General features: G+C 72.1%; 13 protein-coding genes. 6 read left to right on the plus strand and 7 right to left on the minus strand.

The window, feature by feature from the left end; genetic code table 11:
• Window positions 1–150 precede the first annotated feature (150 nt).
• From E1264_RS08820 to E1264_RS08850, 7 genes are all read right to left on the minus strand, one after another.
• Window positions 151–1,170: a nitronate monooxygenase family protein gene (locus E1264_RS08820; RefSeq protein WP_132171473.1), complete on the minus strand. Its 1,020-nt coding sequence runs from the start codon at window positions 1,168–1,170 to the stop codon at window positions 151–153.
• Window positions 1,167–2,798: an AMP-binding protein gene (locus tag E1264_RS08825; RefSeq protein WP_132171475.1), complete on the minus strand. Its 1,632-nt coding sequence runs from the start codon at window positions 2,796–2,798 to the stop codon at window positions 1,167–1,169. Before E1264_RS08825 ends, E1264_RS08820 begins: the two co-directional genes overlap by 4 nt.
• A 3-nt stretch (window positions 2,799–2,801) precedes the next feature.
• Window positions 2,802–3,593 carry an enoyl-CoA hydratase/isomerase family protein gene (locus tag E1264_RS08830; protein WP_132171477.1) on the minus strand — a complete coding sequence of 264 codons (792 nt, stop codon included), beginning with the start codon at window positions 3,591–3,593 and terminating at the stop codon, window positions 2,802–2,804.
• A gap of 2 nt (window positions 3,594–3,595) precedes the next feature.
• Window positions 3,596–4,783 (minus strand): CoA transferase, encoded by a 1,188-nt coding sequence (locus tag E1264_RS08835; protein ID WP_132171479.1) that lies wholly within the window; start codon window positions 4,781–4,783, stop codon window positions 3,596–3,598.
• Window positions 4,780–5,520 carry an enoyl-CoA hydratase/isomerase family protein gene (locus E1264_RS08840; RefSeq protein WP_132171481.1) on the minus strand — a complete coding sequence of 247 codons (741 nt, stop codon included), beginning with the start codon at window positions 5,518–5,520 and terminating at the stop codon, window positions 4,780–4,782. The genes E1264_RS08835 and E1264_RS08840 overlap by 4 nt, the downstream gene beginning before the upstream one ends.
• Window positions 5,513–6,472, minus strand: coding sequence for a hydroxymethylglutaryl-CoA lyase (locus E1264_RS08845; RefSeq protein ID WP_132171483.1), 960 nt, complete (start codon window positions 6,470–6,472; stop codon window positions 5,513–5,515). Before E1264_RS08845 ends, E1264_RS08840 begins: the two co-directional genes overlap by 8 nt.
• A gap of 127 nt (window positions 6,473–6,599) precedes the next feature.
• Window positions 6,600–7,091 carry a MarR family transcriptional regulator gene (locus tag E1264_RS08850; protein ID WP_132171485.1) on the minus strand — a complete coding sequence of 164 codons (492 nt, stop codon included), beginning with the start codon at window positions 7,089–7,091 and terminating at the stop codon, window positions 6,600–6,602.
• A gap of 134 nt (window positions 7,092–7,225) precedes the next feature.
• Here E1264_RS08850 and E1264_RS08855 point away from each other — a divergent pair, with 134 nt between their 5' ends.
• The 6 genes from E1264_RS08855 to E1264_RS08880 are packed head-to-tail and all read left to right on the plus strand — an operon-like array spanning window position 7,226 to window position 13,928.
• Window positions 7,226–8,674 carry an NAD-dependent succinate-semialdehyde dehydrogenase gene (locus E1264_RS08855; RefSeq protein WP_132171487.1) on the plus strand — a complete coding sequence of 483 codons (1,449 nt, stop codon included), beginning with the start codon at window positions 7,226–7,228 and terminating at the stop codon, window positions 8,672–8,674.
• Between the two features lie 12 nt (window positions 8,675–8,686).
• Entirely contained in the window at window positions 8,687–10,006 is a 1,320-nt protein-coding gene (locus E1264_RS08860) for an aspartate aminotransferase family protein (RefSeq protein WP_132171489.1), read from the plus strand.
• Window positions 10,007–10,051: 45 nt separating this feature from the next.
• Window positions 10,052–11,116 carry an ABC transporter substrate-binding protein gene (locus E1264_RS08865; protein ID WP_165964078.1) on the plus strand — a complete coding sequence of 355 codons (1,065 nt, stop codon included), beginning with the start codon at window positions 10,052–10,054 and terminating at the stop codon, window positions 11,114–11,116.
• Between the two features lie 7 nt (window positions 11,117–11,123).
• Window positions 11,124–12,026, plus strand: coding sequence for an ABC transporter permease (locus E1264_RS08870; protein ID WP_132171493.1), 903 nt, complete (start codon window positions 11,124–11,126; stop codon window positions 12,024–12,026).
• Window positions 12,019–12,846, plus strand: coding sequence for an ABC transporter permease (locus E1264_RS08875; RefSeq protein ID WP_132171495.1), 828 nt, complete (start codon window positions 12,019–12,021; stop codon window positions 12,844–12,846). The genes E1264_RS08870 and E1264_RS08875 overlap by 8 nt, the downstream gene beginning before the upstream one ends.
• Window positions 12,843–13,928, plus strand: a complete 1,086-nt coding sequence (locus E1264_RS08880; protein ID WP_132171497.1) for an ABC transporter ATP-binding protein — start codon at window positions 12,843–12,845, stop codon at window positions 13,926–13,928. The genes E1264_RS08875 and E1264_RS08880 overlap by 4 nt, the downstream gene beginning before the upstream one ends.
• Window positions 13,929–13,943: the final 15 nt, after the last annotated feature.

A 13,943-nucleotide genomic window follows, 5' to 3' on the forward strand; every position in this document is an offset into this window, starting at 1 on the left:
CTCCCAGAAGTCCTCTTCGCCCGATTCTTGGAGCGGACGTTACCCGCTCGGCTCTGTCGTTGGTCGTCACTCAAGACCTCCCAGATCTTGATGTCGGCTGACTGTCCCCCGAGTTCTTGGGTGGCGGGAGGTTGGCGGGCGGATCGCGGGCTACCAGGCGGGGAGCGGTGTCGCGGCGGGACGGTCGGGACGGTCGCGGGCGGGACGCACTTCCGGCAGGCCGCCGAGCACGGCGGCGTACTCCTCGACGAGCAGCCGGACGATCCGCGCGGCCGGGAGGATCGCGTCGACCAGGCCCGCCGACTGGCCCATCTCGACCTTGCCGCCCGCGACGTCGCCGCCGACCGCCGCGTCCCGCAGGCTCGACGCGGTGAACTCGGACCGGCGCAGTTCCAGGTCGGTGCCGGTGTCCTCCAGCTCCGCCATGCGGTCGGCGAAGCCGTTGGCGAGGACGCGGATCATGCCGAGGCCGCGGCCCACGGTGCGGGTGTCGCCGGTCCCGGCGGCGAGGACGGCCTCCTTGTAGGCGGGGTGGACGGTCGACTCGGCGCTGGCGAGGAACCTCGTGCCGAACTGCGCGGCGCCCGCGCCCAGCGAGAGCGCCGCCGCGAGCCCGGCCCCGTCGGCGAACCCGCCCGAGGCGATGATCGGCGTCGCCGGGAACCGCCGGGCCACGGCCCTGACCGTGACCAGCGTGGACACGAGCCCGGGGGGCGGGTGGCCGCCCGCCTCGGCCCCGACGACGACGAGCCCGTCGACCCCGGCGTCCACCGCCTTGGCCGCGTGCACCTCGGTGGACACGACGTGGAGGCAGATCGTCCCGAGGTCCTGGAAGCGCCGCAGGTAGCGTTGCGGGCCGCCCTGGGACGCGATCAGGATCGGGACGCGCCGGGCGGCGAGCAGGTCCATGACCTCGTCCACGCCCTTGCGGTAGAGGGGCAGGTTCACCGCGTAGGGGCGGTCCGTGCCCGCCGCGACCTCGGTGATGGCACGGTCCAGGTCGGGGAGCCGCATCGGCCCGGCGGCGACCACCCCGAGGCCGCCCGCGTTCGACACCGCGAGCGGCAGCGCCGAGTTCGACGACGCCCACGACATGCCCGCCTGGACGATCGGCAGATCGCAGCCCAGCAGCCGGGTGACCGGCGTCTCGATCCGCGCGCCCTCGTTCATCGGGTCTCCACTGATTCGAGCAGGCGCCGGGCGTGCTCGGCGAGGTGCCGCTTCTGCACCTTGGAGCTGGCCGTCATCCCGAACTCCTCGAAGCCCGCGACCACCCGGACGTGGTGCGGCACCTTGAAGCGGGCGAGGCGCTCGCGCGTCCAGGCGATGATCTCCTCCGGCTCGGCGGTGCAGCCCGCCGCGAGGACGACGAACGCGAACGGCACCTCGATCAGGCGCTCGTCCGGCACGCCGACGACCGCCGCCTGCTTGATCTTGGGGTGGCCGTGCAGGACGTCCTCGACCTCGGTGGGCGCGACGTTCTCGCCGCCGACGCGGATCAGCTCCTTGGCCCGCCCGACGAACTCGAGGCGGCCGTCGCCGCCGAGCCTGCCGAGGTCGCCGGTGCGCAGCCAGCCGTCCGGGGACAGCGCCTCCGCGGTCTCGGCGGGCATGGCGTAGTAGCCGCGCATCACGTTCCAGCCCCGGACGAAGATCTCGCCCACCTCCCCGGCCGGGAGGTCGCGCCCGGTCTCCGGGTCGTGGATGCGGACCTCGACGCCGGGTTCGGGCAGCATCCGGCCGCTGGCGCGGACGTCCTCGGGCTCCCACCAGGCCGACTGCGCGACGTTCGGCGACGCCTCCGACAGCCCGTAGCCGACGACGCACTCGGTCGCGCCGAGCTCGTCGATGATCCGCCGGACGACGGCGGGCGACGCCGCCGCCCACGCGCCCCGCAGGGCGAGCCGCCGCCTGGCACGGTCCGGGTGGTTCAGGAGCATGAGCGCGATGGTGTCGTTGCCGGAGAAGTGGGTGCAGCGCTCCTCCTCGATCAGCCGCAGCGCCTCCCCGGCCTCGAACCGGTCCATGGTCACGACCGTGGCGGCGTGCTGGACGGACGCCAGCACGGTCAGGGTGCTGCCCGCGGCGTGGAAGAACGGCCGGGCGCTATGGAACCGGTCCCCCGCGCGCAGGCCCAGCCGCTCGCCGGAGAAGAACGCGTCGCCGCACATGTTGAGCTGGGTCAGCAGCACGCCCTTCGGGTGGGACGTCGTCCCGGACGTGTACTGGATCAGCAGCACGTCATCGGGCGTCCCGCACGGCTCGACCGGGCCCGTGGCGCCCGCCTTGAAGTCGTCCCACGAGCGTGCCGCGGCGGGGACCTCCGAGCCGAGGACCACCATGGACCGCAGGTCGGGGAGGCCGGGGTCCGGCAGCCCGGCGTCCACGGCGGGGCATATCTCGCGCAGCATGGCGACGAAGTCGATGTTCAGGAACCGGTCGGCGACGAACAGCATCGAGGACCGCGACTGCCGCAGCGCGTACGCGATCTCCGGCGGGCGCCACCGGGTGTTGATCGGGACGGTCACCGCGCCCAGCGACCCGATGGCCAGGAACAGCGCGACCCATTCCGGGCCGTTGCCGAGGCAGACGGCCACATGGTCGCCGCGCCGCACGCCCGCCGCCGACAGCGCGGCGCGGACGGCGGCGACCTCCGCGTCCAGCGCGCCGTAGGTGATGCGGCCGTGCGAGGCGACGACCGCCTCGACGTCCGGCGCGATGGTCGCGGCCCGGTGCAGCGCCTCGTGGACGGTCAACGGGCACACCCCGTCCAGTCCCGTCGGTCGCGTCGGTCCCATCGGTCAGCTCCCCTCCTGCGCTGCCGCACGGCTCCGGCTCTCGCGCATGGTGGCGGCGAAGTCCTCGACGCCGCCGCGCCAGCCGCCGTCCGCGAGGCAACGTTCGATCGCCGCCATCTCGATCCGGATCCCCTTGGGCAGGTCGGTCTCCGAGCCGAGATCGATCGCCTGCTTGGTCAGCGACATCGCCAGCCGGGGCGCGCTCGCGATCGTCGCGGCGATCTGCTCGCCGGTGGCCAGCAGCTCGCCGGCGGGGACCGTCCGCGCCACCAGGCCCACGGCGACGGCCTCGTCGACCGGCATCGTCCGGGCCGTGAACAGCAGTTCCTTCGCGCGGCGCTTGCCGATGACGCGCTGCAGCCGCTGCGTGGCACCGACCGTGCCCCAATGCGGCTCGGGGAAACGGAAGGTCGTGTCGTCGGCGGCGACGACGAAGTCGCACGACATGGCGATCTCGCCGCCCGAGCCGACGACCGCGCCGTGCACCAGCGCGACCACGGGCTTGGAGCACCGCTCGATGGCCTCGTAGGCGGCGAACGAGGCGAGGCGGCGGCGGCGGACCCACGCCTCGTCGCGTCCCTCGCGCTCCTTGAGGTCGGCCCCGGCGCAGAACGCGGGCCCGTCCGCCCGCAGCAGGACGGCCCCGACGCCGTCGTCGGCGTCCAGGCGCGCGAACGCCTCGCTCAGCCCGTGGCACATGGGGAGGTTCAGCGCGTTGCGCGCCTCCGGCCTGTTGAGCACGACGTGCGCGACGCCGTCGGCCTCGTGCACCAGCACCGGGTCTTCGTCGCTCACCGCTAGATGGTCCCTTCTTCGCGTAGCCGGGCCAGCTCGGCCTCGTCCAGGCCGAGCAGCCCGGTCAGCACGGCGTCGGTGTCGGCTCCGAGCAGCGGCGGGACGCCCGGCTCGGGGTATTCGGTCTCGTCCAGGCGCAGCGGGGTCCGCAGGGCGGGGAACCGGCCCTCGGTGGGGTGGTCGAAGTGGCCGATCATGCCCCGGGCGGCGATGTGCGGGTCGGCGAGCGCCTCGCGGGCCGACTTCACCTCGCCCGCCGGGACGTCGACGGCCCGCAGCGCCTCGGCGAGCTCGTCGCGGGTCCGGCGGGCGACGGCGGCGGCCAGCTCGGCCTTCACCCGCTCGCGCTGCGCGAGCCGTCCCTCGTTGGCCGCGAGGTCGGGGTCGGCGGCCAGCTCGTGCAGGCCGAGCACGCCGCACAGCGGGGCCCAGTGCTGGTCGCTGCCGCTGATGTGCAGCCAGCCGCCGTCCGCGCACTGGAACGCCTCGGACGGGACGCGCCCCAGGTGCGCGGTGCCGGTGCGGCCGGGGTCCTCGTCGAGCGCGAAGATCCGGGCGGCGGCGAGGGCCAGCAGGCTCGCCTGGACGTCCATCATCGCCAGGTCGACGTGCCCGCCGCGCCCGCTGGCGCGCCGCTCCATGAGCCCGGTCAGCGCGGAGATGACGATCCACAGGCCCGAGGTCACGTCGGAGACGGGGATGCCGACCTTGGCGGGCGGGGTGTCGGGGTGGCCGGTCAGCGACATGATCCCGGACAGCGCCTGGAAGACGGTGTCGTACCCCTTCCGGTCCGCGTACGGGCCGGACTGCCCGAACCCGGTGCTGGAGATGTAGACCAGGCCCGGGTTGAGCGCGGCGAGCGTGTCGTAGCCGAGGCCGTGCTTGTCCATCGTGCCGGGCATGAAGTTCTCCACCAGCACGTCGGCGCGGGCGGCGAGGTCGCGGGCGATCTCCTGCCCGCGCGGGGCCCGCAGGTCGAGCGTGATCGACCGCTTGGCCCGGTTGAAGGCGAAGAAGTAGGCGCTCTCGCCGCCCGGCAGCCGCGGCTCGAAGCCGCGGGACTCGTCGCCGCCGCCCGGCCGCTCGATCTTGATCACCTCGGCGCCGAGGTCGGCGAGGATCTGGGTGGCGAGCGGTCCGGCGAGGACGCGGCTGAAGTCCACGACGGTGACGCCCTCCAGGGGCCTCATGAGCCCGCCTCCCGGAACCCCCGCATGATCGTGTTGACGTCGCCGCCGGTCCGCATGGCCTCCGCGAACGGCAGGTCGGCGACGCGGTAGAACAGGTCCTTGGCCGCGGCCATCGCGAGCGGGTTCACCTCGGCCCAGCCGGACGCGATCTCCAGCCCGGCCTTCTCGGCGTCGGCGGGGTCGGTGACCCGGTTGGCGAGGCCGAGGGAGCCGAGTTCGGCGGCGCCCAGGATGCGTCCGGTGCTGATCAGCTCGAAGGCGAGCTTGCGGCCGAGGTTGCGCTGCAGCCCGGTCATCACGATCGCCGGGACGATCGAGTGCCGCACCTCCGGATAGCCGAACTTCACGTCCGTGGCCGCGACCATCATGTCGCAGCCGATCGCGAGCCCGGCGCCGCCGCCCATGGCCGGGCCCCGCACCACCGAGACGATCGGCTTGGTGAGCTGCTGGAGCATCATCTGCGCGCGGGTCGTCAGCTCGGCGCGGCGGATGACGGCGTGCTGGTCGGCGGGCGTCAGACCGGCGAACTCCGACAGGTCGGCGCCGGAGCAGAAGCCCCGTCCCGCACCCGTGAGGACGACGGCCCGGACGGTGTCGTCCGCGTCGGCGGCGCGGAGGCCGTCGTACAGGGCCCGGGTGAGCGCGGTGTCCAGCGCGTTGAGCTTGGCCGGACGGTTCATCCGCAGCACCCGGACCGCGCCGTGGTCCTCGACGATCAGCACCTCGGATTCAGACATTCCGTATCACCTCTCCGCCGGCCACCTCTCGGCCGACCAGGCCCCATCCGGCCCGCGCCACCATGCTGTGCAGCGGGCGTCCGAGCGCCCGCTCGCATCGCTCCGAGGCGGCCATGACCTTGTCGAGGTCGAGCCCGGTGGCGACGCCCTCGGACTCCAGCAGGTTCACCAGGTCCTCGGTGCAGACGTTGCCGGTCATGCCGCCGCCGTACTCGATCTGCGCGGGGTGCCCGCCGACGCCGCCGAGCGAGCTGTCGAAGTCGCGGCAGCCGGACTCCAGCGCGGCGACGCAGTTCGCGAGCCCGCTGCCGCGCGTGTTGTGGAAGTGCGCCACGATCGGGGGTGCGGAGCCGCCCGCCGGGATCCGGCGGAACATGTTCCTGACGGCGGTCGGGGTCGCCAGTCCCGTGGTGTCGCCGAGCGTGACCATGTCGACGCCGAGGTCGGCGAACCGGGCCGCGTCGGAGGCGACCACGCCGGGGTCCACCGCGCCCTCGAAGGGGCAGCCGAACGCCACGGAGATCACGCCGACGAGCCGGAACCGCCCGGCGGCGAGCCGCACCATTTCGGTCACCCGCTCCCACTGCCGTTCCCGGGTGGTGCGCATGTTGCGTTCCGTGTGCGACTCGGTGGCCGACACGAGCAGGCTGAGCTCGGTGGCGCCGTGCCCGGCGTCCAGATCGGCGATGGCGCGTTCCACGGCTCGGGGATTCGGACAGGTCGCCTTGTAGGCCACACCGGCGGGACGGGGCAGCCCCGCGAGCACCTCGCTCGCGTCGCGGAAGGCCGGAACGCGCTCGGGGTGGCTGTAGCTGGTCGCTTCGATCCGCGCGAAACCCGCGTCGGCGAAGGAGCCGATCAGGTCGAGCTTCACCTCCGTCGGGACGTGGGCGGTCTCGTGCTGGAGCCCGTCGCGGGCGAAGCACTCGCAGATCGTGGCGCGGTCGGCCATGCGCGTCCGCCTCCTTGGGGGAGCGTCGATGTCGTCAGGGCGAACAGGTCGTCACAGCAGGAATATAACCTACTGTTGACAACATCAACACCCGGCCCCGGCGGCGGACCTCCGCGGCGGGGCCGGATCAGCGTTCCGAGCGCTCCAGAGCCTTGGCCAGGGTAGCGAGCTTGCGCAGGGCGGAGTCGAGAACTTCCTGCTCAAGAGGGGTCAGGCAGACGAGGAAGGCGTTGTTGCGCTCGTTGGCGGCGGAGATGAGGCCCCGGTAGAGGGACTGCCCGCTGCGGGTCAGGGTGAGCTGGGTCGTGCGGCCGGGACCCGGCTCCCGCTCGACCAGCCCGGCCGCCGCGAGCTTGGTCGCGACCCGGCTCATCTGGGCCTTGTCCAGGCCGGCCAGCCGGGCCAGCCGGTTGACGGTGAGCGGCTCGTCCGCCCCGAGCAGCGCGATGGTCCGCCACTCCTGGAGGCTGACGCCGAATTCCCGCCGGTAGCGGAGCGCGGCGCTGCGGGAGAGCGCGTTCGCGACCCGGTGCAGCCGGTACGACAGCAACTCCCTGATGGGGATGAGCTCGGTGTCCTCGGCGGCGGGGTCCGCTGAGCGGGACGGTAGGGCGTTCATGCCCCCCACTGTAAGACCGCGCGGACCCGGGCAGGTTCCGCTTGGGCAGGTGTTGACAAACACAACACCCGGGGAGAGACTGGCGCGATATCGATTACGGTCGGCGTAACAGAAGGCACAGGGAGGTCCGCAACATGTCCGCAGACCCGTCCGCCACACTGCTCATCAACGGCGTGTGGCAATCGGGAACCGCGACCTTCGACGTGACCGACCCAGCGACGCTGACGGTCGTCGCCAAGGTCGCCGACGCCGGGCCGCAGGAGGCGCTCGCCGCGCTCGGCGCCGCCGACGCCGCGGCCGAGCCGTGGCGCCGGACGACCGCCGAGGAGCGGTCGGCCGCGCTGCGCGCCGGAGCGGCCCGGATCCGCGCCCAGGCCGACGCGCTCGCGGCCCTGATGACCAGCGAGAACGGCAAGCCGCTCGGGGAGGCCCGCGGCGAGGTCATGGGCTCGGCCCGGATGCTCGAATGGGCCGCAGAGGAGGCGCGCCGCGCCAACGGCCGGGTCGCACCGGACGCCGCCGGCGGCCCCGGGATGGTGCTGCGGTCCCCGGTGGGCCCCGCGCTGGCGATCACGCCGTGGAACTTCCCCGCGAGCATGCTCGTCCGCAAGGTCGGCCTCGCGCTCGCGGCCGGCTGCCCCGTGATCGTCAAGCCGGCGGAGCAGACCCCGCTGGTCGGCACCGAGCTGGTGCGGCTGATCGCCGAGGCCGGGGCGCTGCCCGGCGGGGTGCTCCAGTCGCTCACCACGACCCGTCCGGCGGAGGTCGCGGGCGCGCTGCTGGCCGACCGCAGGCTGCGCAAGGTCAGCTTCACCGGCTCCACCGAGGTGGGGCTGAGCCTGCTCGCGTCCACCCGCGACCACCTGCGCCGGATCTCCCTGGAGATGGGCGGCCACTCCCCCGCCATCGTGTTCGACGACGCCGACCTCCCCGCCGCGGCGGCCGCGGCGGCGGCGGCCAAGTTCGCCAACGCCGGGCAGAGCTGCATCGCGATCAACCGGCTGCTCGTGCACCGCTCGGTGCACGACGAGTTCCTGTCTCTGCTGCTGGAGAAGGTCGCGGCGCTGCGGCTCGGGCACGGCTCCGCCGAGGGCACCACCACCGGGCCGCTGATCGACTTCGCCGGGCTCGACAAGGTCGAGCGGCACGTCGTCGACGCGGTCAAGCGCGGCGCCGAGGTGGAGGCGGGCGGGCGCCGCTGGGTACCGGACGACCCCGCGCTCACCGGCGCCTTCTACGAGCCGACCGTCCTGACCGGCGCCGACGACACCATGCTGATCAGCACGGAGGAGACGTTCGGCCCCGTCCTGCCCGTCTACGCCTTCGACGATGACGACGAGGCGATCCGGCGGGCCAACGCCACCGACTACGGGCTCGCCGCCTACGTCTTCGGCGACGGGCTGGCCCGGGTGTGGCGGGCCGTCGACCGGCTGAACTTCGGCGTGGTGGCGGTGAACGAGGCGTTCCCCGTCCGGCCCGAGCTGCCGTTCGGCGGGATGAAGAACAGCGGTCTGGAACGCGAGGGCGGCAGCGAGGGCATCGAGGCCTACCTGGAGTCCAAGTCCGTGGCGATCAAACTCTGAGGCGACTATCCAATGGCGACCGAACAGCAGGCGATCGAGCAGCAGGCCACGACGGCGCGGCACGGCGGGCGGGAGCTCGCCGAGCTGGACGCGCGGACGATCATCCACCCGCACAGCGTCATCGGGGCACCCGCCGAACCGCTGATCCTCGACCGCGGTGAGGGCGCCGTGGTCTGGGACGTCCACGGCAGGCCCTACATCGACGGCACCTGCGGCCTGTGGCAGTGCCCGGTCGGCCACGGCCGCGCGGAGCTCGCGCAGGCCGCCGCCGAGCAGATGGCGAAGCTGGAGTTCTACTCCTCATTCGGGGACTACTCCAACGAGCCGTCCATCCGGCTGGCCGAGCGCCTGCTGGAGCTGGCGCCGCCGTCCATGCGCCGGGTCTTCTTCACCAACGGCGGGTCGGAGGGCAACGAGACCGCGATCAAGCTGGCGCGGCTCGCCCACCACCACGCCGGGCGGCCCGAGCGCTTCGTGATCCTCGCGCGCACCGGCGGTTACCACGGGATGGGCGGCGGCTCGCTCGCCGCCACCGGCATCGACCGGCTGCGCGCGGGCTACGGCCCGCTGATGCCGGGGATCGAGTTCCTCGCCAAGCCGCACGCCCTGCGCGGCGCGGACGTCACCGACGAGCTGATCGCCGAGCTGGAGGAGCGCATCGAGCGCATCGGCCCGGACCGCATCGCCGCGTTCGTCGGCGAGCCGGTGCTCGGCGTCGGCGGCATGGTGCCGCCCCCGCCCGACTACTGGCCGCGGGTGCAGGAGGTGCTGCGCCGGCACGACATCCTGCTGGTCCTGGACGAGGTCGTCACCGCGTTCGGCCGGATCGGCCACTGGTTCGGCTGCGAGCGCTACGGCGTCGAACCGGACATCATCGTCACTGCTAAGGGCCTGTCCAGCGGGTATATCCCCATGGGCGCGGTCCTCGCGGGCCAACGCGTGCTGGACCTGGCCGACGGAGCCTCGTTCCTGCACGGGTTCACCTACAACGGCCACCCGGTCGGCGCCGCGGTGGCCCTCGCCAATATCGGAATCCTGGAGCGCGAGGGGCTTCTGGAACGTGCCGAAACCCTCGGCCGCAAGCTGCTCGACGCTCTGAAGCCGCTCGAACGGCTGGACCACGTACTGGAGGTGCGCGGCGCCGGGATGATGCTCGGCGTCGAGCTGGACCCCTCGGCCGACGCCGCCGGAGTCCAGGCGGGAGCGCGCGCCGACGGCGTGATCGTCCGGGCGTCCGGCGACACCATCGTCCTCTCACCACCCCTGGTGATCGACGAACCACAGCTGGACACGCTCGCCCGTGTCCTGACCAAGCACGTCGCGGCGGCCTGACGGGGCAGGACACGCGAGGCCCGTACACGACCTGCGGAGGAAATCGTGCGGCTCAACATCAGCAAGACGGGCAGGACCGCGAGATTCGCGGCCGCCGCCCTCGCCGTGACCCTGGCGGGCGCAGCCTGCAGCATCGGCAACGCGAGCGACGACGACGGCAAATCGCTGACGTTCGTCTCCACGGGCGCGCCGTTCCAGGACTACCAGGCGGAGGCGTGGCAGAAGCCGTTCACCGCCGAGACCGGGATCACGTTCCGCAACGACGGCCCGGTCGACGAGGCGAAGATGAAGACGATGGTCGAGGCCAAGAAGGTGACCTGGGACGTCGTCGACACCAGCGCCGCGGCGACCGCGCAGTACTGCGGCAAGTACCTGGAGAAGCTCGACTTCTCGGTCATCGACAAGACCAAGTTCCCGCCGGGGACGGTCAACGACTGCGGCGTGCCCGCGTTCTTCTACAGCACGATCTTCATGTACAGCACGGAGAAGTTCGGCTCGAACCCGCCGACCACCATCGCCGACTTCTTCGACGTGAAGAAGTACCCCGGCAAGCGGGTCGTCCCGCCGGAGATCTCGGTCGGCCTCCTGGAGGCGGCGCTGCTGGGCGACGGCGTCCCGCAGGACAAGCTCTACCCGCTGGACCTGGACCGGGCGTTCAAGAAGCTCGACCAGATCAAGAAGGTCACCACGTTCGCCAAGACCTACGGGCAGATGCAGCAGATGATGGTCGACAAGCAGATCGACATGGGCCTGATGCTCAACGCCCGCGCCTACCAGGCGCTGAAGGCCGGCGCCCCGTTCAAGCCCGTCTGGGACAAGACGATCGTGAACTGGGACGACCTGGTGATCCCCAAGGGCTCGAAGAACAAGGAGAACGCGATGAAGTTCATCGCGTCCGCGTCCGGGGACCAGCAGTCGGCGAGGATGGCGGAGCTGGCGTCGGTCCTGCCGATCAAGGAGACGATCCAGCCGAAGTTCGACCAGTACCAGCAGCAGCTCAACGCGTACGCGCCGGAGCGCAAGGACAGCATCGTGCGGTCCGACTCCGTCTGGTGGGGCCAGAACTTCGACCGGGTCACCGAGCGCTACACGGCCTGGCTCTCCGGGTGATCCACCGATGACCGCCCCGACCACCTCGGCCCCGCCGCCCGCGGCGGTCACCAGCGGGGCCGGCCTCACCGGCCGGCCCCGGCGGCGGGCGGCGGGCTGGTTCATCCTGCCCGCCACCGCGCTGCTGCTGGTGTTCTTCTGCTACCCGCTCGGCAACATCATCTGGCGGAGCTTCACCGACCCGTCCGCCGGGCTGGGCAACTACACCAAGCTGCTGGAGGACGGCGTCTCCGTCACCGTCCTGACCCGGACGCTCGTCACCGCGCTGATCGTCGGCGCCTGCACGCTCGTCATCGCCTACCCGTACGCGTACGCGATGACGCGGGTCACCCCGCGCACCCGGAACCTGATGACGGTGGTGGTCCTGCTGCCGTTCTGGACGTCGATGATGGCCCGCAACTTCGCCTGGTACATGCTGGAGCAGCGCGGCGGCCTGATCGACGACGCGTTCTCCGCGATCGGCATCAACGGCGTCGTCCTGCTGGGCACGGTCGCCGGGGTCGCGGTCGCGATGGTGCAGGTCATGCTGCCGTTCGCGGTGCTGCCGCTGTACAGCGGGATGGAGGGCATCGACAAGCGGCTGCTGGACGCGGCGACCAGCCTCGGCGCGCCGCGCTGGCGGGCGTTCGCCCGGGTCTACCTGCCGCTGTCGCTGCCCGCCGTGCTGTCGGGGTTCACGCTCGTGTTCATCCTGACGCTCGGGTTCTACGTCACCCCGGCGCTGCTGGGCTCGCCGCAGCAGTCGCTCGTCCCGCAGCTGATCGCGACGCGGGTGACCGACCTGCTCGACTTCGGCGGCGCGGGCGCGCTCGGCTCGGTGCTGCTGGTGATCACGCTGCTGGCGCTGTTCGTGGTGTCGAGGTTCGCCAACCTCTCGTCGACGACCGAGAAGGCGGTGACCAATGAGTGAGCAGGCATCGCTCAAGAAGGGTGCGCGCGCCGGGCGGGACGGCGGTCTCGGCTGGGGCCTGAAGATCGTCGTCGGGCTGATCGGGATGCTGCTGATCGCGCCGACCGCGGTCGTCATCCCGATGAGCTTCTCCTCCGGGACCACGTTCCAGTTCCCGCCGGACGGCTGGTCGCTGCGCTGGTACGAGTCGTTCTTCACCTCCGAGCGGTGGATGCGCTCGCTGCTGACGTCCGTGCAGATCGGGCTGCTGGTGGCGCTGACGGCGACCGTCCTCGGCGTCGCGGTCGCGTTCGGCCTGAACCGGGCGGGCTTCCGGGGCCGCGGCGCGATCCGCTCGCTGATGCTGGCGCCGCTGATCGTGCCGAGCATCGTGGTCGCGGTCGCGATCTACGGCGTGTTCCTGAAGTGGCAGCTCAACGGCACCGCCCTCGGGTACGTGGTCGCGCACACGGTGATGGCGCTGCCGTTCGTGGTGACGGTCATGTCGACCAGCCTCGCCGGGTACGACCGGACGCTCGACACCGCCGCCTCGACGCTCGGCGCCACCTCCTGGACGACGTTCTTCCGGATCACCGTCCCGCTCGTCGCGCCGGGCGTGCTGTCGGGGTTCGTGTTCGCGTTCGTCATGTCGCTGGACGAGGTCGTCATCGCGCTGTTCCTGCAGACGCCAGACATCCAGACGCTGCCCGTCCAGATGTACAACTCGATCACGCTGGAGATCGACCCCACCATCGCCGCGGCGTCCAGCCTGATGGTGGTGGCGACCAGCGTCGTCCTGCTGATGCCGCAGTTCGTTCGCCGCAAGCGGAGCACATCATGAGCCATTCCGACAGCAACAGCAGCAGCCCCGGGATCCGGATCGCGGGCGTCTCGAAGGTCTACTCGGGCACGTCCCGGGCCGCCGTGGACGACGTCTCCCTCGACATCGCGGACGGCGAGTTCATCACCCTGCTGGGCCCGTCGGGGTCGGGCAAGACGACGATGCTGTCGATGCTCGCCGGGTTCGTGTCGGTGTCCGCCGGGACGATCGAGATCGACGGGCGGGACGTGTCGCGGCAGAAGCCGCACAAGCGGAACCTCGGCGTGGTGTTCCAGCAGTACGCGCTGTTCCCGCACATGACCGTCAGGAAGAACATCGCGTTCCCGCTCCAGCAGCGGAAGATGACGAAGGCGCAGATCGCCGCGAAGGTCGGCGAGGCGCTGAAGCTGGTGCACCTGGAGGAGTACGCGGACCGGCTGCCGAGCCAGCTGTCCGGCGGGCAGCAGCAGCGCGTCGCGCTGGCCCGCGCCGTGGTGTACCACCCGCGCGCCCTGCTGATGGACGAGCCCCTCGGCGCCCTGGACCGCAAGCTCCGCGACGAGCTGCAGCGCGAGATCGCGAGGATGCACCGGGAACTGGGCATGACGTTCATCTTCGTCACCCACGACCAGCATGAGGCGCTCACCCTGTCCGACCGGATCGCGGTGTTCAACGAGGGCCGGGTCGAGCAGGTCGGCACGCCGTCCGAGCTGTACGAGCGGCCGAAGACGCTGTTCGTGGCGCAGTTCCTGGGCGAGTCGACGTGCTTCCGCGGCGACGGCGGGGTCACCGTCGTCCGTCCGGAGCGGCTCGACCTGCACACCGACGCGGCCTCCGTGCCGGACGGGCACAACCGGGTGCGCGCCACCGTCACCGACATCGTCTACGTCGGCAACCACCACCAGGTGGGGCTCCGGTTCGCGGACGGCACGACCGGCTCGGCCATGCGCGTCGCGGGCCGGTCGCTTCCGGCCGTGCCGGGCGAAGAGGTCACGGTGAGCTGGGACCCGGAGCACCAGTCGATCGTGGCCGACCCCGCCGACGATCCGCCGCCGTCCGAGTCCGCCGCCACGCCGCCCCTGGGCGCCACCGCCCGCGCCTGACCCATCGACCCCGAG

Origin of the sequence: Actinomadura sp. KC216 (assembly GCF_004348535.1) — a bacterium.
In the GTDB taxonomy this organism is placed as follows: domain Bacteria; phylum Actinomycetota; class Actinomycetes; order Streptosporangiales; family Streptosporangiaceae; genus Spirillospora.

Coding starts and splice junctions, on each gene's coding strand:
- E1264_RS08825 (WP_132171475.1), bottom strand. CDS start 2,798: ATGGGACCGACGCGACCGACGGGACTGGACGGGGTGTGCCCGTTGACC.
- E1264_RS08850 (WP_132171485.1), bottom strand. CDS start 7,091: ATGAACGCCCTACCGTCCCGCTCAGCGGACCCCGCCGCCGAGGACACC.
- E1264_RS08875 (WP_132171495.1), top strand. CDS start 12,019: ATGAGTGAGCAGGCATCGCTCAAGAAGGGTGCGCGCGCCGGGCGGGAC.
- E1264_RS08840 (WP_132171481.1), bottom strand. CDS start 5,520: ATGTCTGAATCCGAGGTGCTGATCGTCGAGGACCACGGCGCGGTCCGG.
- E1264_RS08855 (WP_132171487.1), top strand. CDS start 7,226: ATGTCCGCAGACCCGTCCGCCACACTGCTCATCAACGGCGTGTGGCAA.
- E1264_RS08880 (WP_132171497.1), top strand. CDS start 12,843: ATGAGCCATTCCGACAGCAACAGCAGCAGCCCCGGGATCCGGATCGCG.
- E1264_RS08820 (WP_132171473.1), bottom strand. CDS start 1,170: ATGAACGAGGGCGCGCGGATCGAGACGCCGGTCACCCGGCTGCTGGGC.
- E1264_RS08860 (WP_132171489.1), top strand. CDS start 8,687: ATGGCGACCGAACAGCAGGCGATCGAGCAGCAGGCCACGACGGCGCGG.
- E1264_RS08870 (WP_132171493.1), top strand. CDS start 11,124: ATGACCGCCCCGACCACCTCGGCCCCGCCGCCCGCGGCGGTCACCAGC.
- E1264_RS08835 (WP_132171479.1), bottom strand. CDS start 4,783: ATGAGGCCCCTGGAGGGCGTCACCGTCGTGGACTTCAGCCGCGTCCTC.
- E1264_RS08845 (WP_132171483.1), bottom strand. CDS start 6,472: ATGGCCGACCGCGCCACGATCTGCGAGTGCTTCGCCCGCGACGGGCTC.